This window comes from Halopenitus salinus (assembly GCF_042662125.1).
Lineage (GTDB): Archaea > Halobacteriota > Halobacteria > Halobacteriales > Haloferacaceae > Halopenitus > Halopenitus salinus.
Genome location: NZ_JBHSXL010000004.1, coordinates 45,153 through 64,230, shown reverse-complemented (window position 1 = coordinate 64,230; position 19,078 = coordinate 45,153). Strand labels below are relative to the sequence as shown.

Here is a 19,078-nt window from a genome sequence, read left to right as displayed (position 1 = left end):
AGCGCAAGCCACCACGGGACGGCGGCTTGCGGCCACACGACGCTACTCCTCGAGGGGTGGAGCCGTCTCCGGTGGTCGCCTCGGCTCACTGCGCTGATCGAAGGCATGAGCCAGGGAGAGTATCGTCGCCTCGTCGTACGGTTTTCCGATGAACTCGACGCCGACCGGAAGACCGTCGTCCGTCAGTCCGGCCGGCACGGAGACTGCACACAGACCCGACTGTGAGGCGAGGACGGTGTTCGTCGGGAACGTCAGCGTGTCGAGCTCTCCGGACTCGATCTCCGAGGCCTTCGGCGGAACGACCTGCACGTCCGGACAGAGCAGGGCGTCGAGGTCGTTCGCGGCATAGACGTTGAGGACGTCACGCTGGAAGGACAGCTGTGCGGCCACGCTTTCCCAGTATTCCGGGTCCGATTCCGGATCGTCGGGACCGTCCTCGGCGATGCCGATGAACAGGTCCAGGATCTCGTGGTACTGTCCCGACTCGTAGAGATCGGCGACGGAGTCGACGGGCGCATCCTCGCGAGCGGCGAAGAACTCGTTCAGGTCGCGTTTCGACTGGAGGATGTACAGCGAGGTCGCCTCCAGGTGCTCGTCGAGGTCCGGAACGCGAACTGGGTCCACGATGTCGGCGCCGGCGTCTCCCATTACCTCGATCGCTTCCTCGACGCGCCGTGTAACGGGCCCACTTTGGGGATCGTCCGGGTCGCCGAAGGCATCCCTGAGGATCCCGATGCGTGCACCATCGAGCGCGTCAGGGTCCAGGTCGTCGACGTAGGAGCCCGCATCATCCGTGAGCTCCGTCGCCGCCGTGTACTCGTCGTCGGGGTCGTACCCGACCGTCGCATCGAGGACGATCGCGAGCTCCTCGGCGGAGCGTGCCATCGGTCCCGGCGTGTCCTGGGAGGCGACGAGCGGCGACATGCCGGTTCGGCTGAGCAGGCCGGGCGTCACGCGGATCCCGAAGAGGTTGTTGAACGAGGCCGGGAGCCTGATCGACCCGCCCGTGTCCTCGCCGATTCCCACGGTCCCGAGGTTCGCGGCGACGGCGGCTCCGGTTCCGCTGCTCGATCCGCCCGGGTCCCGCTCGAGGTCGTAGGGGTTCTTCGTTCGACCGTTGGCCGAGGAGTAGCCGAACCACGAGGTCGCCCAGTCCGGAAGGTTCGTCTTCGCCAGAATGACGGCACCTTCCGCCCGAAGCCGCTTGATGAGCGTCGCGTCCTCGGCCGGCAGATAGTCGGAGAACGCCTCGGAGCCGAACGTCGTGGTGACGTCCGCCGTCTCGACTTGGTCCTTCACGACGAACGGGATCCCGTGTAGCGATCCGACGAACCCGCTCTCCTCGAACGCCGCATCGAGTTCCGCCGCGCGCTCTCCGACGTCCGGATTGACGTTGATGATCGCGTTGAGCGCCGGGCCGTTCTCGTCGTACGCCTCGATGCGATCGAGATACGCATCGACGAGCTCGACACAGGTGAGCTCGTCGGCCTCGTAGGCCGCGTGTACGTCCGCGATCGTCGCCTCCTGTAGGTCAAATGATCCGGTCATGGATTAATACGGCCGTGATAACGCACCACGTCAGTATAATGGTACTGCAGTTCGTGGACGAATCACTCACCGCGGTTCGCGAACGGAAGTACCGCAGCAGCCGAATTCCGCTTCACGGAGGTTTATGGCCACGGACGACGATCGATGGATCATGGCTGACGTACTCGTGATCGGCGGCGGCCCGGCGGGACTGACCGCGGCGCTTTTCACCGCGAAGAACGGCCTGGAGACGGCGGTCTTCGACGGCGACGACACCTGGATGCACAAGGCCCACCTGTTCAACTATCCCGGGATCGGGTCGATCGACGGGTCGGTCTACCTGGACACGCTTCGCGACCAGGTCGACGACTTCGGCGTCGAACGTCACCAGGGGAGCGAGGTGACCGACGTCTCCGGGGCGGACGACGGGTTCGTCGTTTCTGCCGACGGCGAGGAACACGAGGCCGACTACGTCGTCCTCGCGACCGGCGCGAACCGCGACCTCGCGGAGTCGCTCGGCTGTGCGTTCACGGACGAGGACGTCGTCGACGTCGACGTGACGATGGAGACGTCCGTCGACGACGCCTACGCGACCGGCGCGATGGTGCGCGCCGAGGAGTGGCAGGCGGTCATCTCGGCGGGCGACGGCGCCGCGGCGGCCCTCAACGTCTTGAGCAAGGAGAAGGGCGAACACTACCACGACTTCGACGTGCCCGCGGACGCGGACCAGCTGTTCGGATCGCTGGTCGAGGAGTAGGTCCCGAAACGAACGGGCATGTGTTCGCTCGTGGTCACTTCGGACGGATCCACGCCGCGATCGCCCCGCGTTCGAACTCGGCGTCCTCCGGCAACGCGATCTCGACGAGCGTGCCCGAGACCGGCGCGGGGACGTCGACGCTCACCTTCTCGACCTGGAACTCGAGCAGGTCCGCGCCGGCCTCGACGCGGCTTCCCTCGCTCGCGAACCAGTTGACGACGACGGCCTCCTCGGCGTCCGCGTCCTCGGGCCAGACGTCGGCGGTGTCGACGGGAACGCGGTCGTCGTCCCCGCTCATCGCTCGCCCGCGGCCGACCGGATCGCCGTCTCGACGTCCTCGACGTCCGGGATGACCTCGTTCTCCATCGGCCGGGCGTAGGGGATCGGAACGTCGGGCAGGGCGACGCGTTCGACCGCCGCCAGGTCCTCGAGGCCCTCCTCGGCCACGCCGGCGATCACCTCGCCCGTGAGGCCGAACGAGCGGTAGTCCTCGTCGACGACGACCAGCCGGCCCGTCCGCGAGACCGACTCGCGAACCGTCTCGATGTCGAGGGGAACGAGGGTTCGAAGGTCGATCACCTCGGCGTCGATCCCCTCGTTCGCGAGCGATTCGGCCGCCTCGAGCGCCCGGTGGACGTGCAACCCGAGGGTGACGACGGTGACGTCCGACCCCTCGCGTTTGACGTCCGCGCTGCCGAAGGGAATGGTGTAGTCCGTCTCGGGGACGTGCGTCTTCGGCCCGTCGGGGGCGGGCATCCACCCGATCCCCATCAATCGCTTGTGGAAGAGGTAGACGACGGGGTCCTCATCGCGGATCGCGTTGTGCATCAGCCCCTTGGCGTCGTAGGCCGTCGAGGGGACGACGACCTTCATGCCCGGCAGGTGGGCGAAGGTCCCGTAGAGCGTCTGTGAGTGCTGGGCGGCGTCGTTGTAGGTGCCGCCGACGGCCGCCGTGAGCACCATCGGAACGGAGACGTTCCCGCCGCTCATGTAGGTGTTCTTCGCCATCTGGTTGTAGATCTGGTCCATCGCGACGCCGAAGAAGTCGACGAACATGAGCTCGGCGATGGGGCGCATCCCGGCCTGGGCGGCGCCGACGGCCGCGCCGAGGTAGGCCGTCTCGCTGATCGGCACGTCGACGATCCGGTCGTGGCCGAACTCATCAAGGAGCCCCTGGGTGCTGTCGAAGATGCCGCCGTAGTCCGCGACGTCCTCGCCCATGTAGAAGACGTCCTCGTCCGCGCGCATCTCGTCGCCGATGGCCTCGACCATCGCGCGGCTTATCGTCAGGGGTCGCTCGCCGCCGTCGGTCACCGCATCGGCGCTCGGAGTCGGATCGGTTCCGCTCATCGCTCCTCACCTCCCGTGTCCGCGAAGGTGGGCTCCGTGTCTGTCACGCCCGAAGGGGGATTCACGAACGCGTCCATGTGAGCGTCCTCCGGGGCCGGCTCCGGCTGGTCCTTCGCCCACTCGATGGCCTCCTCCACGCGGTCGTGGGCGCGCTCGCGGATGGCCTCGAGTTCCTCGTCGTCGACGCCGTGTCCGCGCAGGTCCGCGGCGAGCCGCTCTATCGAGTCGCGTTGGGTCGCCGCCTCCCGGTCCGGCTCGGAGCGGTACTCCTGGGGATCGCCCATGAAGTGACCCATCCGGCGGTGAACTTGAACCTCCAGCAGCGACGGGCCGTTCCGGTCGCGGGCGCGTCCGACCGCCTCGCGGGCCGCCTCGTAGACGGCGACGGCGTCGTCGGCGTCGACGCGGGTGCCGGGCATGTCGAACCCGTCCGCTCGCTCGGCCCCGTTCTCGACGTCGGTGACGCGCTCTTTGGGCATGCTTATCGCCCAGTCGTTGTCCTCGATCACGAAGACGACGGGGAGATCACGAACGCTCGCGAGGTTGAGCGACTCGAGGAAGCCGCCCTGGTCGATCGCCCCCTCGCCGAGGAAGGCGACCGCGACGTCGTCCGTGTTTCGCCGCCTCGCGGCCATGCCCGCGCCGACCGCCGGAGGACAGCCCTGCGCGATGATCCCGCTGCACGCGAAGTTGACCTCGGGGTCGAACAGGTGCATGTGCCCGCCCTTGCCGCCGGAGAGTCCGGTCCGTCTCCCGAATATCTCGGCGGTCATCCGCTTCAGGTCGACGCCCTTCGCGATCGCGACGTGGTGCGGTCGGTGGGGCGCCGTCACCGTATCGGAGTCGCGGAGGTGCTGACAGACGCCCGCGCCGGCGGCCTCGTGGCCCGCCGCGAGGTGGAGCTCGCCGGGGATCGGGCCGGCGGAGATGTCGAAGGCCGGCTGTTTTCCCTCCAGATACTCCTCCTGGAGGCGTTCCTCGTAGCGACGCGCCGTCACCATGTGCTCGTACATCTCCTCGAGATCCGTGGTTGGTGCCATGGTTACCCCTCAATATACGTTGCCATGTAACATAATAACTCTCCTCAAAAATTTGAAATGACGGCGGAACCACGCCGCATCGAACGACCGTCCCCGAATCTATGGTTTCGAGGGTCCTCCCACGGAATTTCGGGTGGAGGCGTCACCTCACCCGAGGACGTACCGAAGGATCGGATACCGATCGACGAGCGGCTCGCCGCCGACGTCGTACTGCTCGATGTAGGCGTCGACGCCGAGGATCCGACCCGCGCCGAAGGCGGCCACGGAGAGGAACACGAGCATGTAGGCGAAGTCCCCGTTGATGTAGCCGTGACCGATGTCCCAGTTGCCGAGGTAGAACAACAGCATCATGAAGGCGCCCCAGAAGGCGGCGAATCGGGTGAGCACGCCGAAGATCAGCCCGAGGCCGATCGCGACCTCTCCCCACGGGACGGCGACGTTGACGAACTCGACGAACCACGGCGTGTTCCCCATGGCCACGAACAGGTCCGCCGCCGGGCTACCGTTGCTCGGGACTCCCTGAGTCAGGTAGCCGCCGGCGCTGAACCCGCCCGAGAGGACCTTGTCGAACCCGCTCTGGAAGAACGCGATACCCATCATCAGCCGGAGCGCGAGGATGAACCACACGCTCAGGGTGTGAAGCTGTCCCTCGGCCGTGAAGCCGCCGACCGTGCTCCGGAGAGTCACCTCGTTGGATGCCATATCCGATATTTGACAGTCGGGGTATATATAGGTACGTCACGCTCTCGAGCGGCGGGACGCCGCGAAAGGCCTTCGGGTTTCGCGGGTCACCGAGAGGTGTCCGAGGAGGTCACTCCGGCGGGTCGTCGGCATCGTCCAACAGCGCGTCGACGTCGGCGTGCGTCTCGAGCAGCTCCCGCATGCGTTCGACCGTCCGCTCGTCGCGGGTTCGACCGCTCCGGATCACGTCGTCCGCACGCTCGATCGTAGAGCGGGTGTCGCCGTCGACGAGCAGGATCGGAACCCCGCGGTCCTCCGCGAGCCCGATCACCGCCTCCGAGGGGCGCGTGCCGCCGGTGAGACAGAGACACCGCACGCCGGAGGCCTCGAGGGCCGTCGTGTGGACGTCCGATCGGTCCCCGCCCGTGATGACGACCGCGTTGCGCGTACGCCGGAAGTACCGCAGGGAGGCCTCGGCCCCCATCGCGCCGACGAGGAGGCGCTCCAGGTAGGCATCGGTTGGCGCGTCTGTCAACACCTCGGCGCCGAGCTCCTCCGCGAAGTCGCCGACCGTGGTGCCCGCGAGCTCCGTCACCCGTGGGAGGACGCCGGGAACGGGGATTCCCCGCCCCTCGAGGAACGGCGCGACGTCCGACTCGACGTCGTCGTGGGTCCCCTCGTCGATCCGGTTGAAGAGGACGCCGGCGAGCCGGTCGCCGATCGTGTTCGCCGCGGCGAGCACGTCGTCGACGTCGCCGGGACGATCGTGGTCGCTCACGAGCAGGAGCCGCGCGTCGAGCAGGTCCGCGACCTCCGGGTCGGTGAGGTCGATGACGCCGCCGGTCGAGAGCCGTCCCCCGCCCTCGATCACCATGAGATCCCGGTCCGCCGACAGTTCATCGAACCGATCCCGGACCGTCTCCGCGAGCCGGTCGGGGTCCTCGCGGCCGCGCATCGCGCCCTCGACGAACGTGGGCGAGTAGACGATCGGCTCGAGGTCGGCGACCCCGGCCTCGAGATCGAGGATCTCGCGGGCCAACATCGGGTCGGTGTCGAGTGTCTTGCCGACCACGCTCTCGAGGCGGGTCCCCTTCGGCTTCATGTACCCGACCGAGAGCCCGCGGTCGCGCGCGATCGCGGCGAGCCCGAGGGCGATGGCGGTCTTTCCGGTGCTCTCTGCGGTCGCGGTGACGAGTATCGATGTCATTGTGGTGTCTCCTGGTCCCGCTCGCGGGCGTCGCCCTCGACGGTCGTTTCCGTCCCCGTGGTTGCGTCCGCCTCCGTGGTCGCCTCGGTCCCCGCCGCATCCGACTCCGCGTCCGCCGCCTCGAGCGTGGCGCGGAGGTCGAGGGCGATGACGCCGTCGGGGCTCGCAACGAGCGGGTTCACGTCGAGCTCGAGGATCTCCGGGTGGTCGGTGACGAGCTGTGAGAGCCGCTGGATCGTCTCGACGATCGCGTCGATCGCCACCGGCTCGCCTCCCCGGGCGCCCGAGAGGAGCGGATACGCGTCTATCCCCTCGACCATCTCGCGCGCGTCGCGATCGGCGACCGGCGCGACCCGGACCGCGGTGTCCTCGAACACCTCCACGAAGACGCCGCCGAGTCCGAACAACACGAGCGGGCCGAACTGCGGGTCGCGATTCACGCCGACGATCGTCTCGACGTCGTCCTCGAGGTCGACCAGCTCCTGGATCTGGACGCCCTCGACGGTCGCGTCAGACCGGTAGGCGTAGGCCCGCGAGACGAGATCCTCGTAGGCGTCGGCGACGTCGGAGCGCTCGACGCCGACCTTGACTCCGCCGATGTCCGTCTTGTGGAGGATGTCCGGGCTGACGATCTTCATCACGACCGGCCCGCCGATCCGGTCGACCGCCTCGACGGCCGCCTCGGGGTCGGAGACGATCTCCGAGTCGGGCGTCTCGATCCCGTAGGCCTCGAGCAGGTCCATCGCCTCGACGCCGAGGGTCGCGCCGCCGCGCTCGCGGGCATCCGAGACGATCGATTCGGCCCGCTCGCGGTCCACCTCGAAGCTCGTGGGGGTCGAGCGCTCGCGCGTCGTGACGTCGCGATGGTCCGCGAGCGTCTCGAGGCTGCGGACGGCCCGATCCGGGTCGAAGTAGTTCGGGACGCCGGCCTCCCCGAGGATCGCCTCGGCGTTCGCGACGCGATCGCCGCCCATCAGGGAGGCGACGATCGGCTCGTCGTGTTCGGCCCTTCGGTCCGCGATCACCCGCGCGAGCGCGTCGTAGGAGACCGTGGCGGTCGGCGCCGAGAGGACGGCCGCGGCACCGACGTTCGGATCGTCGAGAACGATCTCGAGCGCCCGGTCGAACCGCTCGGCGTCCGCGTCGCCGATGACGTCGACGGGGTTGTACCGGTTCGCGCCCGCCGGCAGCGCCTCCTCGAGTGCCTCGACGGTCTCCTCCTCGAAGGTCGCCCGCGAGAGCCGCGTGTCGCCGATGGCGTCGGTCGCGAGCACGCCCGCGCCGCCGGCGTTCGTGACGACGGCGACGCCGTCGGAATCCGGCAGCGGCTGGTCGGCGAGGACGCGCGCGGCGTCGAACAGCTCCTCGAGGGACCCGACCCGGAGGACGCCCGCCTGGGCGAGCCCGGCCTCGTAGGCGCGCTCGCTGCCGGCGATCGCGCCGGTGTGTGAGGAGGCCGCCTTCGCGCCCGCCTCAGTGCGTCCGGATTTGAGCAGGACCACCGGGGTCTCCCGGGTCACCTCGTCGACCCGATCGAGGAAGCGGCGCCCGTCGTCGATGCTCTCGAGGTAGCCGATGATCACGTCCGTATCGGGGTCGTTTCCCCACGTCTCGAAGAAGTCGGTCTCGTCGAGGACGGTCTTGTTGCCGAGCGAGACGACGTCCGAAAAGCCGATCCCCTGTTGGGCCGCCCAGTCGAGGACGGCGGTGACGATGGCGCCCGACTGGCTGGCGAACGCGATCGATCCGGGGAGTGCGTTGCCGGGTGCGAACGTCGCGTTCAGGCCCGCGGGCGTGCTTATGATCCCGAGACAGTTCGGACCGACGAGGTTCAATCCGTGCTCGTTCGCGACCCGCTCCAGCTCGCGCTCGCGGGCGGCGCCCTCGCTGCCTGCCTCGCCGAAGCCCGCCGTGATGACCACGACGTTCTCGACGCCCGCCTCGCCGGCCTCGCGGACCGCCTCGACCGCGGCACCTGCCGGCACGACCACGACGGCCAGATCGACGTCCCCCGCCTCGCCGATCGAGGACGCGCACGGCTCGCCACACACCGACTCGCGACTCGGGTTGACGGGCACGACCGTCCCCTCGAAGTCCGCGAGCAGGTTGGTCATCACCGCCCGCCCGACCGAGCCGTCGCGTTCCGTCGCGCCGATCACGGCCACGCGCGAGGGATCGAAGAGGCCGGACAGATCCTTCGTCGGTTCCGAGAGATCGCCCATCGATCCCCGATGCGTCCGGCGGGTGGTTAAAATTATCCTCGAACGCGGGAACGCGTGCGATCCGTCATCGAGAGGTGCGGTAGCGTGCGTCGATCGATGCCGAGTTCCGGCATCACTCGTCGATCGGACGCCACGGGACGTCGGTCGCTTTTCGCATCGTCCGCCGTTCGGCCTTCCGGAGGTGCTCAGCCGCGGTGCTCGTCGCGACGTCGAGGCGCGTCGCGACCTCGCCGACGGTGCCGCCGCGCGGCGAATCGTAGTAGCCCACCGCGAGGGCGGCCTCGACCGCCTCCCGCTGACGTTCGGTGAGCCCCTCGGCGGATGCGCCGGCCCGGCCGTCGTATTCGGTGACTGCTCGGACCTCGGTGGAAACCGCGTCGGGGACGGCCGCGAGTGAATCCTCGATCGCCGGACCGGCGCCGAGAAAGGTGAGATCGACGCTCCGGTCGGTGTTGTACCGAACCGGGAGGCGCACGACGACCCCCTCGACGCCGAAGGCGTTCAGATACGTCCGGTCGCGTTCGGGGGGACGCTCGGTGAGCAGACAGGAGAACAGTCCCTCCTCGACCGGCGCGACGGTGAACGACCGCGTCGCCTCGCGTTCTTCGAGGACCTCCCGATAGACGTCCGGATCGCCGGCGACCCGAAGAACGAAGGTGGCGACGTCCCCGCGCCCGGGGTTCCATTCGACGAGCGCCGAGCCGTGGAAGTCCTCGTGGCGCGCCTCGAAGTCGTGGACCGGATGGATCGTCTCCTCGGTGTGGACGATCCGGAGGTCGATACGCTTCATCCTCGTTCGGGATCGGTTCGTACGGAGGTGAACATAAATCAACCCCACGAATGCGGCAGCGATCGGATGTCGATCCGGACCGTAGGACGAAACGAACCGATGTCACCGCTCGATCCGACGACGCACGTTCTCGTGGATTGGGCCCTCGCGATCGCGGCGATCGCGGCCGCGGGGGTCTACGGAACTGTCGGCGTGACGCTACTCACCGACCTCCGGTTCTGGCCGCCAGGCGATGCCGACTGGAAACGCCGGCTCCACTGGACGTTCGTCACCGCGTACACGATCGCGATGGCGGTGGTCGCGGTCGCCGACTGGAACGGGTGGATGCTCGCGAGGCCGATCTCGCTCGCGGTCGGCGCTCCGATCGCGCTGGCCGGGGGCGCGGTCTTTCATCGCGGCGCGAACGCGATGCGGACCGCGGAGGTGGCGGGCGTGACCGGCGATCTGTACACCGACGGTCCCTACGCCTACAGCCGGAATCCGCAGTACGTGGGGATCGTGTTGGGCATGCTGGGAGCCACCCTCGCGGTGAACTCGGCCGTCTTCGCTCTCCTCGCCGCGCTCCACGTCGGGTGGGTGCTGCTGTTGCCGATCGCCGAGGAGCCGCACCTCCGTTCCGCGTACGGCGAGGAGTACGATCGGTACGCCGAACGCGTTCCCCGGTTCGTCGGCCGGGAGACGCTCCGTCGTCTCGGTCGCGAGATCGCGGCTGGGGATTCGCGAGCGACCTCGGAGTGACTTCGGGGGCGCGAGCCGCCGCGAGGCGACCCGATCGGGGGTACAGTTAAGCGGGCGAGAGCCGTAGTTTCGCGGCGATGAGCGACGCGAACGGCGAGCCGATGGCGGAGGCGAACGGGGAATCGACACCCCGGTGGCGCCGGGTGGCGGCTCGAAGCGTCGATCGGATCGTCGCGGCGGGCCGGTGGCTGCTCGACACGTTCCGGGGGTACTCCGGCGTTCGCGATCTGGAGGAGCGGCGCCGATGAGCCGTGATCGAAACGTCGGTTGGGAACTCGACCGCCGATGAGCGACGTGACTCCAGCCGAGTACGTTCGGGCACACGACGAGGAGCTGATCACGCTCGCCCTCGATCTGCTCGCGATCGACACGTCCAACCCGCCCGGCGACACCCGGGAGATCGTCGCGGAGATCGAGCGATTTCTCGATCCGCTTTCGGTCGACCACGAGCGCTTCGCGGTCGATCCGGCGAAGCCGAACCTCCTCGTTCGAGTACCCGGATCGTCGGAACGAACGCTGTCGTACAACGGCCATCTCGACACCGTGCCGTTCGACGCCGACGCGTGGACTCACGACCCGCTCGGGGAACGCGTCGACGACCGCGTCTACGGCCGCGGTGCGACCGACATGAAAGGCGCCGTCGCGTCGATGCTGTTCGCGATCCGGGCGTTCGAGGCGACCGGCTCCGAACCGCCGGTCGACCTCCTCGTCGCCCTGGTGAGCGACGAGGAGGTGGGCGGCGATGCCGGCCTGCCCGCGCTGTTGGAGTCCGGGCGTCTCGGCGCCGACGCCTGCGTGATCGGCGAACCGACCTGCGAGGCGGGACGCCACTCCGTCACGATCGCGGACCGTGGCAGCATCTGGCTGACGCTCGAGGCACGCGGCGAGGGGGCCCACGGCTCGCGCCCGGTCCTCGGCGTCAACGCGATCGACCGGCTCTACGAGGCCGTCGAGAGACTGCGCGAACGCGTCGGGTCCCGACGGCTCGATGTCGATCCGGGCGTGGAGGCGATCGTCGAGGAGTCCGTCGAATACTACGCCCCGTCGATGGGCGAGGACGTCGCTCGCGACCTGTTCCGGTACCCCTCGATCAACCTCGGCGTTCTCGAGGGCGGCGACGCGGTGAACAGCGTTCCACAGTCCGCTCGCGCCGAGATCGACGTTCGACTGACCGCGGGAATCCCCACGCCGGACGTCCTCTCGGAGATCCGGTCTTGCATCGCCGACTGCGAGGGAATCACGATCGCCGACGTCTCATGGAGCGTCGGGACCGCAGAGGATCCGGACAGCCCGCTCGTCGAAGCGGTCGCGTCGACGGCGGCGGACGTCACGGGAGAACGCGTGTTCCGACGGAGCGCCACCGGTGGCGGCGACGCGAAGGCGCTTCGAAACGCCGAGGTCCCGACGGTCGAGTTCGCCCTCGGGACCGACACCGTTCACGCTCCCGACGAGTACGCGCCGATCGACGCGCTCGTCGACAACGCCGTCATCTACACGCGGATCCCGGATGCATGGGCGTCCTCGACGGCGGGACGGTAGGCCATCGGTCCGATGGCTGGACGGCTCGTTCGTTTGGAGGGATGGTCGACTCGTTCGTTTCGGGAGGTGGTCGGTTCGATCGGTTCGGGGACCGGAGGGTACGACCGACTCGGGGGTCTGGTGGGTCGATCTGGTTCGCGAACTGCGCGATCCGGACGTGCAACACGGACTCGGATATCCGTTAGCGATAGCGGGCGCGATCGGTCGCGAACGCGCCGGCGACGACTCGCGGTGACCTCGCTCGTCGGCTGAAAGAAAGGCTCAGACGAGAAGCTGGATGTCGGAGTCGGCCATGTCCTCGAGGGCCGTTGCCGCGCCGACGCCCGTGGTGACGCCGTCGTAGAAGTCGTCCTCGTCGTAGCCCATCAGGTCGATGGTCATCTGACAGGCCTGGAATTCGACGCCCATCTCGAGGCTCGTCTCCAGCAGCTCCTCGATGGTGGCGGTGTCGTTGTCCGCGATCTTCTTTTCCATCATTCGCGTCGTCACGCGGTCCATGCCGGGAAGCGCGGCGACGACGTTCGGGACGGGCATGTTGGGGTTGCCGACGGAGCTGAGCTTGAGGTTCCTCGAGCGTTCCTCGTGCAGAACGTCGAGCCCCCAGAACGTGTGGAAGACGGTCACGTCGTAGCCGAACGCGGCGGCCGTGCTGGCGAGGATGAGCGGGGGATACGCCATGTCCAGGGTTCCCTTCGTGGCGATGATGCTCATCTTCCGTGTGTCGTCCTCGCTCGTGGCCTCGGCGAGCGCGTCCTCGAGTTCGTCGACGCGCGCGGCCAGCTCCGCACGCGAGGGCACGTCGTCGGACGCCGCCTCGGATGTATCCGTGCTCATCGTCACTCGGTCTTGCGGACGTAGTGTCTGTACACGCCGTCGCCCTCCTCCTGGTCGAGGAGTTCGACGCCCGCGGTCCCCGAGGCCCAGCCGTCGATGTCGCTCATGCTCCCCGAGTCGGTCGCCAGCACTTCGAGGACGTCGCCGGAGGCGAGGTCGTCGATGGCGGACTTCGTTTTCACCACAGGCATGGGACACGATGCGCCTTTCACGTCGAGCGTCTCCGTGATGTCGAATTCGGCAGTCATGGGTTAGCTGCTCCGATCGTCCGTATTGGAGCTATCACACAATACCATTCCACGGATTAAAAGATTGTCGATTCTTGTGGACAGCACAAACAACTGGTACCAGAACTACCGCTCATTAGAACTCAGAAGCGCGAAATACAGCCACTTTACGGGTTTTCTGACATTCGGCCCATCCAATAGTCTTGTTAAAATTGTGAATTACTATCCGAACGCTTTTGTACGTCCGGGCGGTAGAAACGGGCACACGAGATGAACCCAGACGACTTCCCGACTCCCGAGATCGACGTCGAATCGATCCATCCGGAGTCGCTCAGAGATCGCATCGAGGGCGGCGAGGACGTCACGCTCCTCGACGCGCGTATGAGTTCCGACTACGAGGAGTGGCACATCGACGGCGAGAACGTCACGTCGATCAACGTCCCGTACTACGAGTTCCTCGAGGAGGAGATCGACGAGGAAGTCCTCCGACGGATTCCCGACGACCGGGAGGTGACCGTCCTGTGTGCGAAGGGGGGTGCAAGCGAGTTCGTCGCGGGCGCGCTCGCCGAGCGCGGCTACGACGTCAACCACCTCGAGGACGGCATGAACGGTTGGGCGAGCATCTACGAGGCCGTCGAAGTCGAGCGCTACGACGGCGCCGGCACGCTCCTCCAGTACCAGCGCCCCTCCTCGGGCTGTCTCGGCTACCTCGTCTACGACGACGGCGAGGCCGCGATCATCGACCCGCTTCGAGCGTTCACCGACCGGTACCTCGAGGACGCCGACGACCTCGGCGTCGACCTGAAGTACGCCCTCGACACCCACATCCACGCGGATCACGTCTCGGGCGTGCGCGAACTCGCCGAGGAGGGCGTCGAGGGCGTCGTTCCCGAGCCCGCCGTCGACCGCGGCGTCACGTACGCCGAGGAAGTGACCACGGCCGAGGACGGCGACGCCTTCCGGGTGGGCGACGCCGCCATCGAGGCCGTCTACACGCCCGGCCACACGACCGGCATGACCTCCTACCTCGTCGACGGAGGACTGCTCGCGACCGGCGACGGGCTCTTCGTCGAGAGCGTGGCTCGACCGGACCTCGAGGAGGGAGACGAGGGCGCACCCGAGGCCGCACGCATGCTCCACGAGTCCCTCCAGGAGCGCGTCCTGACGCTTCCGGACGACACGCTGATCGGCGGGGCACACTTCAGCGATTCCGCCGAACCCGCCGCCGACGGTACCTACACCGCGCCCATCGGCGAGCTCGTCGAGCGGATGGCCGCGCTCTCGATGGACGCGGACGACTTCGTCGAGTTGATCCTCTCGGACATGCCGCCGCGGCCGGCCAACTACGAGGAGATCATCGAAACGAACCTCGGGCAACACGACGTCGACGACGAGAAGGCGTTCTCCCTGGAGCTCGGGCCGAACAACTGCGCTGCGAGCCAACGGTCCCTCGCGGGTGAGTAACCTCGGCGATGGTGAGCGATCCACTCCTCGTGCAGCTGGGCGCCGAGCTGTTCCCGAACGGGATCAGCCGCTATCTCGTCGGCGGACTGCTCGTCGGTCTGGGCACGGCCGTGATCTACGTCGGGACGGGCATCCCGGCGGGCGCCAGCACGTTCCTCGAGTCGACGCTGTCGTACGTCTCGGGCCGATCGCGGTTCCGCCGGTACGTGGACTCGCGCGACTGGCGCGTCGTGTTCACGCTCGGCATCGTCCTCGGAGCGGCGGCCTTCGCGGCGACGGTCCAATCGGGCGTCGTCACGACGTCGCTTTATGAACCCGGAACGACCGGCCACCTGTACGAGGTCGCCGGCGTGACCCTCTGGTCGACCGACGTCCAGCCGTGGCGGCTGTTCGTCGGCGGGGTTCTCGTCGGGATCGGAACCCGGATCGGGAAGGGCTGTACCTCGGGCCACGGCGTCTGCGGCGTCGGCTCGGCGTCGAAGACGTCCATCGTCGGCGTTATGACGTTCCTGCTCGTCGCCATCGCGACCGCGGGAGTCATCGCAGCGTTGGGGGTGAGCCCGTAGATGTCCGACCGTCATCCCCTGTTCATGCCGCTCGTCCTGCTCGGCGGCCTGATATTCGGGTTCGGGCTCGGCTTCAGCCAGATGGCCCGGCCGGAGGTCGTGTTGAACTTCCTCCAGTTCGAGGACTTCGGCCTGTTGTTCGTCATGTTCGGCGCGGCCGTCGTCTCCGGGATCACCTTCGCGGTGATGCCGCGGGTTCGGGAGGCCGCGCCGTTGACCGGCGATCGGTACGAGCGTCGGCTGAAGTCCTTCGACCGGAACGTGCTCGTCGGGGGGGCCGTCTTCGGCGTGGGCTGGGGACTCTCGGGCATCTGTCCCGGGGCGGCCTACGCCAGCCTCGGCGTCGGCAACCTCGCCATCCTCTGGGGGATCGCCGGCATGTTCGTCGGCGCGTACCTCCAGGGATACTGGCGCAGCGACGCGAGCGATTCCGGCCACGCCGGCACGCGAGCCGACTGAGACGGAGCCCGTTTTTCGTCCCCCCATGAGTCCGTCAGTGATCGCACTGTTCGTGTTCGCGAGCCTCGCCAGCCTGTTCATGGCGTGGGTGATCGGTGCCGGCTCCAGCGGCGCGACCCCCTTTGCGCCCGCGGTCGGGGCCAACGCCATCTCGACGATGCGCGCGGCGTTCGTCGTCGGCGTCTTCGGCTTCGCCGGCGCGGTCGTCCAGGGCGCGAACGTCTCCGAGGCCGTCGGTCACGGCCTCGTCGGTGGAGTTACCCTGCCGGCCGCGGGCGTCATCGTCGTCCTCGTGATCGGCGCCGGCCTCATGGCTCTCGGCATCAAGACCGGGTATCCGATCGCCACCGCCTTCACCGTCACCGGGGCGGTCATCGGCGTCGGGATCGGGCTGGGCGGCACGCCCGTCCCGTCGAAGTATCTCCAGATCGGCGCGGTCTGGGTGTTGACGCCCGTCGTCGGCGGTGGTATCGCCTACTGTATCGCGAGCGTCCTCCCGCGCTCCGACGTCCCTGAACGATACAGCGTCGCGCTCCTCGCGGCGCTGGTCGCGGCGGCGTTGGCGAACGTCGAGTTCGCCCACCTCGGTCCCGGGAACTCGATGGGCTCGGTGACCGGATTCGTCCGGCGAACGCTCGGAGCCGACGGGGTCGCGGTACCGATCGCCGTCTCGTTGCTCGCGGCGGCGTCGGTCGCCGCCCTCGTCCGGTGGGACGTCGACCGCGACATCGACGGCGGTCTGCGACGGGTCCTGCTCGCGCTCGGCTCGCTCGTCGCCTTTTCGGCCGGCGGGAGCCAGGTTGGCCTCGCGGTCGGGCCGCTGCTCCCGCTTTTCGACGACTTGGAGGCGATTCCCGTGCTGGCGGTCCTCGTCGGCGGGGGCTTCGGCATCCTGGTCGGGTCGTGGACGGGCGCCCCCCGCATGATCAAATCGCTGTCGCGGGACTACTCGTCGCTGGGGCCGCGGCGCTCCATTTCCGCGTTGGTTCCGTCGTTCCTCATCGCCCAGTTGGCCGTCCTGTTCGGCGTGCCCGTCTCGTTCAACGAGATCGTCGTCAGCGCCATCATCGGCAGCGGAGCGGCCGTCGGCGGCGGCGACGCCGTCGACGCGAACAAGATCCTCAAGACCGTCGGTGCGTGGGCGAGCTCGCTCGCGTTGGCGTTGGCGCTCGGCTATGGCGCCGCCGTCCTCCTGGCGGTCGTCTCCGCCGCGTGACGCCGGTCTGATCGTCTCTGTGGTGTGACGGCGACCTGATCGTCCCCGTCTGGCGTCGTTCGTCTCTACGGCGTGATCGTCCCTTCGTAGACGTCGCGACCGCCTTCAGGTGACGTTCGTCCGGTCGCGACGACGACGCCTCGCGTCGGATAATCCATCGACCCGGACGCCGGAGTTCGCTTGGGTCCATAACTTTTCTATACGTTATAGAAAGTGCCGGGGAGGTGATGGAGATATAGTATTGTGCAATAACTCCAAAACCGTTATGAGCGTCGGTCGGATAGAGGAAACCGAACGGAAATGTGCCAGCACCGAAATACCGCGTTGGAACGTCGGAGTGGGAACTGATGGCCGGGCTCGCGATCCCCACGTGGGACCCGGAGACGGCCCTACTCATCGGAACGATACTGCTGGAGGCGATCGTGCTGTACGTCGGCTACGGAGGGCTCGAGCGGATCGTGGGTCCTCGGCTTTTGAAACTGGTGGTTGGTGGTGAGTAGTATTCCCAATAGCACACTCGAATGGTTGGGTGACGGACTCGACGTGCTGAACACGAGCCCCGAGATGGCGGCCCTGTTCGTCGGGTTCGGACTCGTGGTCGGGATCCTGTTCGGGTTCTTCGGGATGGGCGGGTCGTTCCTCGTCACTCCCGCCCTGTTGATGCTGGACTACGAGCCCTCGGTGGCCGTCGGGAGCGGGATGGCCTTCGTCTTCGGGACCGCGGTCATCGCCACCCTGAAACACCACGACCTCGGCCAGGTCGACTACAAGCTCGGGGCGATCATGATCACGGGGACGACGATCGGCATCGAGGCCGGACGCGCGAGCGTCTACTATCTCCAGTCGGTCGGGCTCGCCGCCGCCCTCATCAGCGTCGCCTACGTCGTTCTGCTCGGCGGGGTCGGGGCGATGGTCACCCGTGACGCGCTGAAAGGGGACGGAGACGGCGGCATCGATCACGACGCCGACGACGAGGACCTCGGCGACCACGAGGTCCCGGACGTCGCCAGGTGGATCCAGGAGACGGTTCGGATCCCGCCGATGGTGACGCTGCGCGGCGGCGTCCGCGTCTCGGTGTGGGTCATCACCGCGGTCGCCTTCGCGACCGGTCTCCTGTCGGGATTTCTCGGCGTGGGCGGCGGATTCATCCGGATGCCCGCGATGATCTACGCGATCGGCGTCCCGGTGCCCGTCGCCGTCGGGACGGATCTGTTCGAGATCGTCTTCTCCGGCGGTCTCGGGAGCTACCTCTACGGGCAAAGCGGCGGCGTCGACCTCGGCATCGTCGTTCCCCTGCTCTTCGGGAGCGCGCTCGGCGCCAGGATCGGCTCCGCCGCCACCGCGATCGTCGACGCGGACGGGATCAAGGTCTACTTCGGCGGGATGTTGCTCGTCGGCGCCATCGCGGTCGGAGTCGGCGAGATCGGCTCCTACCTCTCGATTCCGACCCTCGAGACGGTGGGCCTGGTGCTCGTCGTCGGTGCGGCCGTCGTCGTCGCCGCCGCGATCCTCTATACGTCGGTTCGCTCGCTTCGAACGACGCGCAGCAGACAGACCGCGGGCACGGAGTGAGGTGCGGCGTGGGCAGAAACACGGCGTGGGGCGGGGAGTGGGACGCGGAGCCGGGGCTCACTGGTTTTCGAGGGCGTCGAGGATACACGCGGCGGCGATCACCGCCTCCTTCGGGACGCCACTGGCGTCGTCGATGGTGACCGTGTAGGCGTCCCGAAGCGAGAACGCACCCTCGATGTCGCCGACGTGGGCGCCGTGTGCGTCGAAGATCTCGTATTTGTTCGGGATCAGGTTCGCGATCCCGACGAGGTGCCGGAGCACCGACAGCGGCTTGCTCTTCGATCGAATGGTCGCGAGCGTCTCGCCGGTCTCGGGGTCCCGGATCGTCCAGTTCTCCACGAAAAGCGAGAAGTCCTCGTCGAGGACGACCACCTCCTCGCCGGTGCCGGCGTCCGTGATGGCGTAGTTTCCCGCGATGTCCATGATCCCGCCGGCCTTGACGGTGAACGCGTCCGCGCCGTCGCCGGTGACGAACGGGAACTCCTCTTTCATCTTGAACAACTTCTGCTTGCCGCGCAGGACGACGTCGCCGCCGGCGTCGCGGACGACGTATTTGTTCCGGACCATCGACTGTTTGACCTCGTAGCGGTCGCCGTCGAGATCGACCGTGGAGATGTCGTACGTCTTCGATGCCGAACCGGACGTGAAGGGCTCACTCATGGGTAACAAAGAGATCCACGTCCGGCAAAAAGCCTTCTACACGTGGGAGACAGCGTTTTCGGGTCGAACGTCCAACCGGCGCCACGGGCGGATCTGAACGCATCCGTCACCGGGGACCCTCGACGCGGCGATCGAACACGTCGAGGAGCGACTCGGGGTCGCGTAGGTGCGGGAGTGGAAGTCGTCATCGAACTCCGAGGGCCGAGGGGGACAAATATCTGGCCGTCTC

At 67.7% G+C, this 19,078-nt stretch carries 22 protein-coding genes; 11 read left to right on the top strand and 11 right to left on the bottom strand.

The features are described 5' to 3' along the window. Positions 1 to 42 precede the first annotated feature (42 nt). Positions 43 to 1,548, bottom strand: coding sequence for an amidase (locus tag ACFQE9_RS05515; RefSeq protein ID WP_379741552.1), 1,506 nt, complete (start codon positions 1,546 to 1,548; stop codon positions 43 to 45). A 151-nt stretch (positions 1,549 to 1,699) separates the two neighbouring features. On the opposite strand from ACFQE9_RS05515, the gene ACFQE9_RS05510 reads away from it, so the two are divergent. Then, positions 1,700 to 2,284: an NAD(P)/FAD-dependent oxidoreductase gene (locus ACFQE9_RS05510; RefSeq protein ID WP_379741549.1), complete on the top strand. Its 585-nt coding sequence runs from the start codon at positions 1,700 to 1,702 to the stop codon at positions 2,282 to 2,284. 34 nt (positions 2,285 to 2,318) lie between these two features. On the opposite strand, the gene ACFQE9_RS05505 is transcribed toward ACFQE9_RS05510, so the two are convergent. From ACFQE9_RS05505 to ACFQE9_RS05475, 7 genes are all read right to left on the bottom strand, one after another. Next, positions 2,319 to 2,582, bottom strand: coding sequence for a lipoyl domain-containing protein (locus tag ACFQE9_RS05505; RefSeq protein ID WP_379741546.1), 264 nt, complete (start codon positions 2,580 to 2,582; stop codon positions 2,319 to 2,321). Next, the gene (locus tag ACFQE9_RS05500) at positions 2,579 to 3,634 is read right to left on the bottom strand and encodes an alpha-ketoacid dehydrogenase subunit beta (protein ID WP_379741543.1); all 1,056 of its coding nucleotides are present in this window, start codon (positions 3,632 to 3,634) and stop codon (positions 2,579 to 2,581) included. Before ACFQE9_RS05500 ends, ACFQE9_RS05505 begins: the two co-directional genes overlap by 4 nt. Then, entirely contained in the window at positions 3,631 to 4,647 is a 1,017-nt protein-coding gene (locus tag ACFQE9_RS05495) for a thiamine pyrophosphate-dependent dehydrogenase E1 component subunit alpha (RefSeq protein ID WP_379741809.1), read from the bottom strand. The genes ACFQE9_RS05500 and ACFQE9_RS05495 overlap by 4 nt, the downstream gene beginning before the upstream one ends. A gap of 174 nt (positions 4,648 to 4,821) precedes the next feature. Continuing rightward, complete coding sequence (locus ACFQE9_RS05490; RefSeq protein WP_379741540.1) at positions 4,822 to 5,376, bottom strand: DoxX family protein; 555 nt, start codon at positions 5,374 to 5,376, stop codon at positions 4,822 to 4,824. A gap of 109 nt (positions 5,377 to 5,485) precedes the next feature. Beyond that, positions 5,486 to 6,562: an AAA family ATPase gene (locus ACFQE9_RS05485; protein ID WP_379741537.1), complete on the bottom strand. Its 1,077-nt coding sequence runs from the start codon at positions 6,560 to 6,562 to the stop codon at positions 5,486 to 5,488. After that, positions 6,559 to 8,784, bottom strand: coding sequence for an acetate--CoA ligase family protein (locus ACFQE9_RS05480; protein WP_379741534.1), 2,226 nt, complete (start codon positions 8,782 to 8,784; stop codon positions 6,559 to 6,561). The genes ACFQE9_RS05485 and ACFQE9_RS05480 overlap by 4 nt, the downstream gene beginning before the upstream one ends. A 112-nt stretch (positions 8,785 to 8,896) precedes the next feature. Next, positions 8,897 to 9,574, bottom strand: coding sequence for a helix-turn-helix domain-containing protein (locus tag ACFQE9_RS05475; RefSeq protein ID WP_379741530.1), 678 nt, complete (start codon positions 9,572 to 9,574; stop codon positions 8,897 to 8,899). Between the two features lie 99 nt (positions 9,575 to 9,673). On the opposite strand from ACFQE9_RS05475, the gene ACFQE9_RS05470 reads away from it, so the two are divergent. The 4 genes from ACFQE9_RS05470 (at position 9,674) to ACFQE9_RS05455 (ending at position 12,086) form a co-directional block, all read left to right on the top strand. After that, on the top strand, positions 9,674 to 10,312 hold the full coding sequence (locus tag ACFQE9_RS05470) for a methyltransferase family protein (protein WP_379741527.1): 639 nt from the start codon (positions 9,674 to 9,676) through the stop codon (positions 10,310 to 10,312). 77 nt (positions 10,313 to 10,389) lie between these two features. Further along, complete coding sequence (locus tag ACFQE9_RS05465; protein WP_379741524.1) at positions 10,390 to 10,560, top strand: hypothetical protein; 171 nt, start codon at positions 10,390 to 10,392, stop codon at positions 10,558 to 10,560. 37 nt (positions 10,561 to 10,597) lie between these two features. Next, the gene (locus ACFQE9_RS05460; protein ID WP_379741521.1) at positions 10,598 to 11,851 is read left to right on the top strand and encodes a M20 family metallopeptidase; all 1,254 of its coding nucleotides are present in this window, start codon (positions 10,598 to 10,600) and stop codon (positions 11,849 to 11,851) included. After that, positions 11,820 to 12,086 carry a DUF1641 domain-containing protein gene (locus ACFQE9_RS05455; RefSeq protein ID WP_379741518.1) on the top strand — a complete coding sequence of 89 codons (267 nt, stop codon included), beginning with the start codon at positions 11,820 to 11,822 and terminating at the stop codon, positions 12,084 to 12,086. The genes ACFQE9_RS05460 and ACFQE9_RS05455 overlap by 32 nt, the downstream gene beginning before the upstream one ends. Before the next feature lie 26 nt (positions 12,087 to 12,112). On the opposite strand, the gene ACFQE9_RS05450 is transcribed toward ACFQE9_RS05455, so the two are convergent. Both ACFQE9_RS05450 and ACFQE9_RS05445 read right to left on the bottom strand, forming a co-directional pair. Beyond that, positions 12,113 to 12,685, bottom strand: coding sequence for a DsrE/DsrF/DrsH-like family protein (locus ACFQE9_RS05450; protein WP_379741515.1), 573 nt, complete (start codon positions 12,683 to 12,685; stop codon positions 12,113 to 12,115). A gap of 2 nt (positions 12,686 to 12,687) precedes the next feature. Beyond that, positions 12,688 to 12,933: a sulfurtransferase TusA family protein gene (locus ACFQE9_RS05445; RefSeq protein WP_379741512.1), complete on the bottom strand. Its 246-nt coding sequence runs from the start codon at positions 12,931 to 12,933 to the stop codon at positions 12,688 to 12,690. Between the two features lie 249 nt (positions 12,934 to 13,182). Between ACFQE9_RS05445 and ACFQE9_RS05440 the strand changes: the two genes are divergently transcribed. The 6 genes from ACFQE9_RS05440 to ACFQE9_RS05415 all read left to right on the top strand — a co-directional run bounded on the left by ACFQE9_RS05440 (position 13,183) and on the right by ACFQE9_RS05415 (position 18,189). Continuing rightward, positions 13,183 to 14,376: an MBL fold metallo-hydrolase gene (locus ACFQE9_RS05440; protein WP_379741508.1), complete on the top strand. Its 1,194-nt coding sequence runs from the start codon at positions 13,183 to 13,185 to the stop codon at positions 14,374 to 14,376. 8 nt (positions 14,377 to 14,384) lie between these two features. Then, complete coding sequence (locus ACFQE9_RS05435; protein WP_379741505.1) at positions 14,385 to 14,942, top strand: YeeE/YedE family protein; 558 nt, start codon at positions 14,385 to 14,387, stop codon at positions 14,940 to 14,942. Further along, positions 14,943 to 15,401, top strand: coding sequence for a YeeE/YedE family protein (locus ACFQE9_RS05430; RefSeq protein WP_379741502.1), 459 nt, complete (start codon positions 14,943 to 14,945; stop codon positions 15,399 to 15,401). A 25-nt stretch (positions 15,402 to 15,426) separates the two neighbouring features. After that, the gene (locus ACFQE9_RS05425; RefSeq protein ID WP_379741499.1) at positions 15,427 to 16,617 is read left to right on the top strand and encodes an inorganic phosphate transporter; all 1,191 of its coding nucleotides are present in this window, start codon (positions 15,427 to 15,429) and stop codon (positions 16,615 to 16,617) included. 347 nt (positions 16,618 to 16,964) lie between these two features. Further along, on the top strand, positions 16,965 to 17,117 hold the full coding sequence (locus ACFQE9_RS05420) for a DUF7512 family protein (protein WP_379741496.1): 153 nt from the start codon (positions 16,965 to 16,967) through the stop codon (positions 17,115 to 17,117). Positions 17,118 to 17,181: 64 nt separating this feature from the next. Then, entirely contained in the window at positions 17,182 to 18,189 is a 1,008-nt protein-coding gene (locus ACFQE9_RS05415) for a sulfite exporter TauE/SafE family protein (RefSeq protein WP_379741806.1), read from the top strand. A gap of 57 nt (positions 18,190 to 18,246) precedes the next feature. Here the strand turns inward: ACFQE9_RS05415 and ACFQE9_RS05410 are convergent, their stop codons facing one another. Then, entirely contained in the window at positions 18,247 to 18,849 is a 603-nt protein-coding gene (locus tag ACFQE9_RS05410) for an LURP-one-related/scramblase family protein (protein WP_379741493.1), read from the bottom strand. Positions 18,850 to 19,078 lie beyond the last annotated feature (229 nt).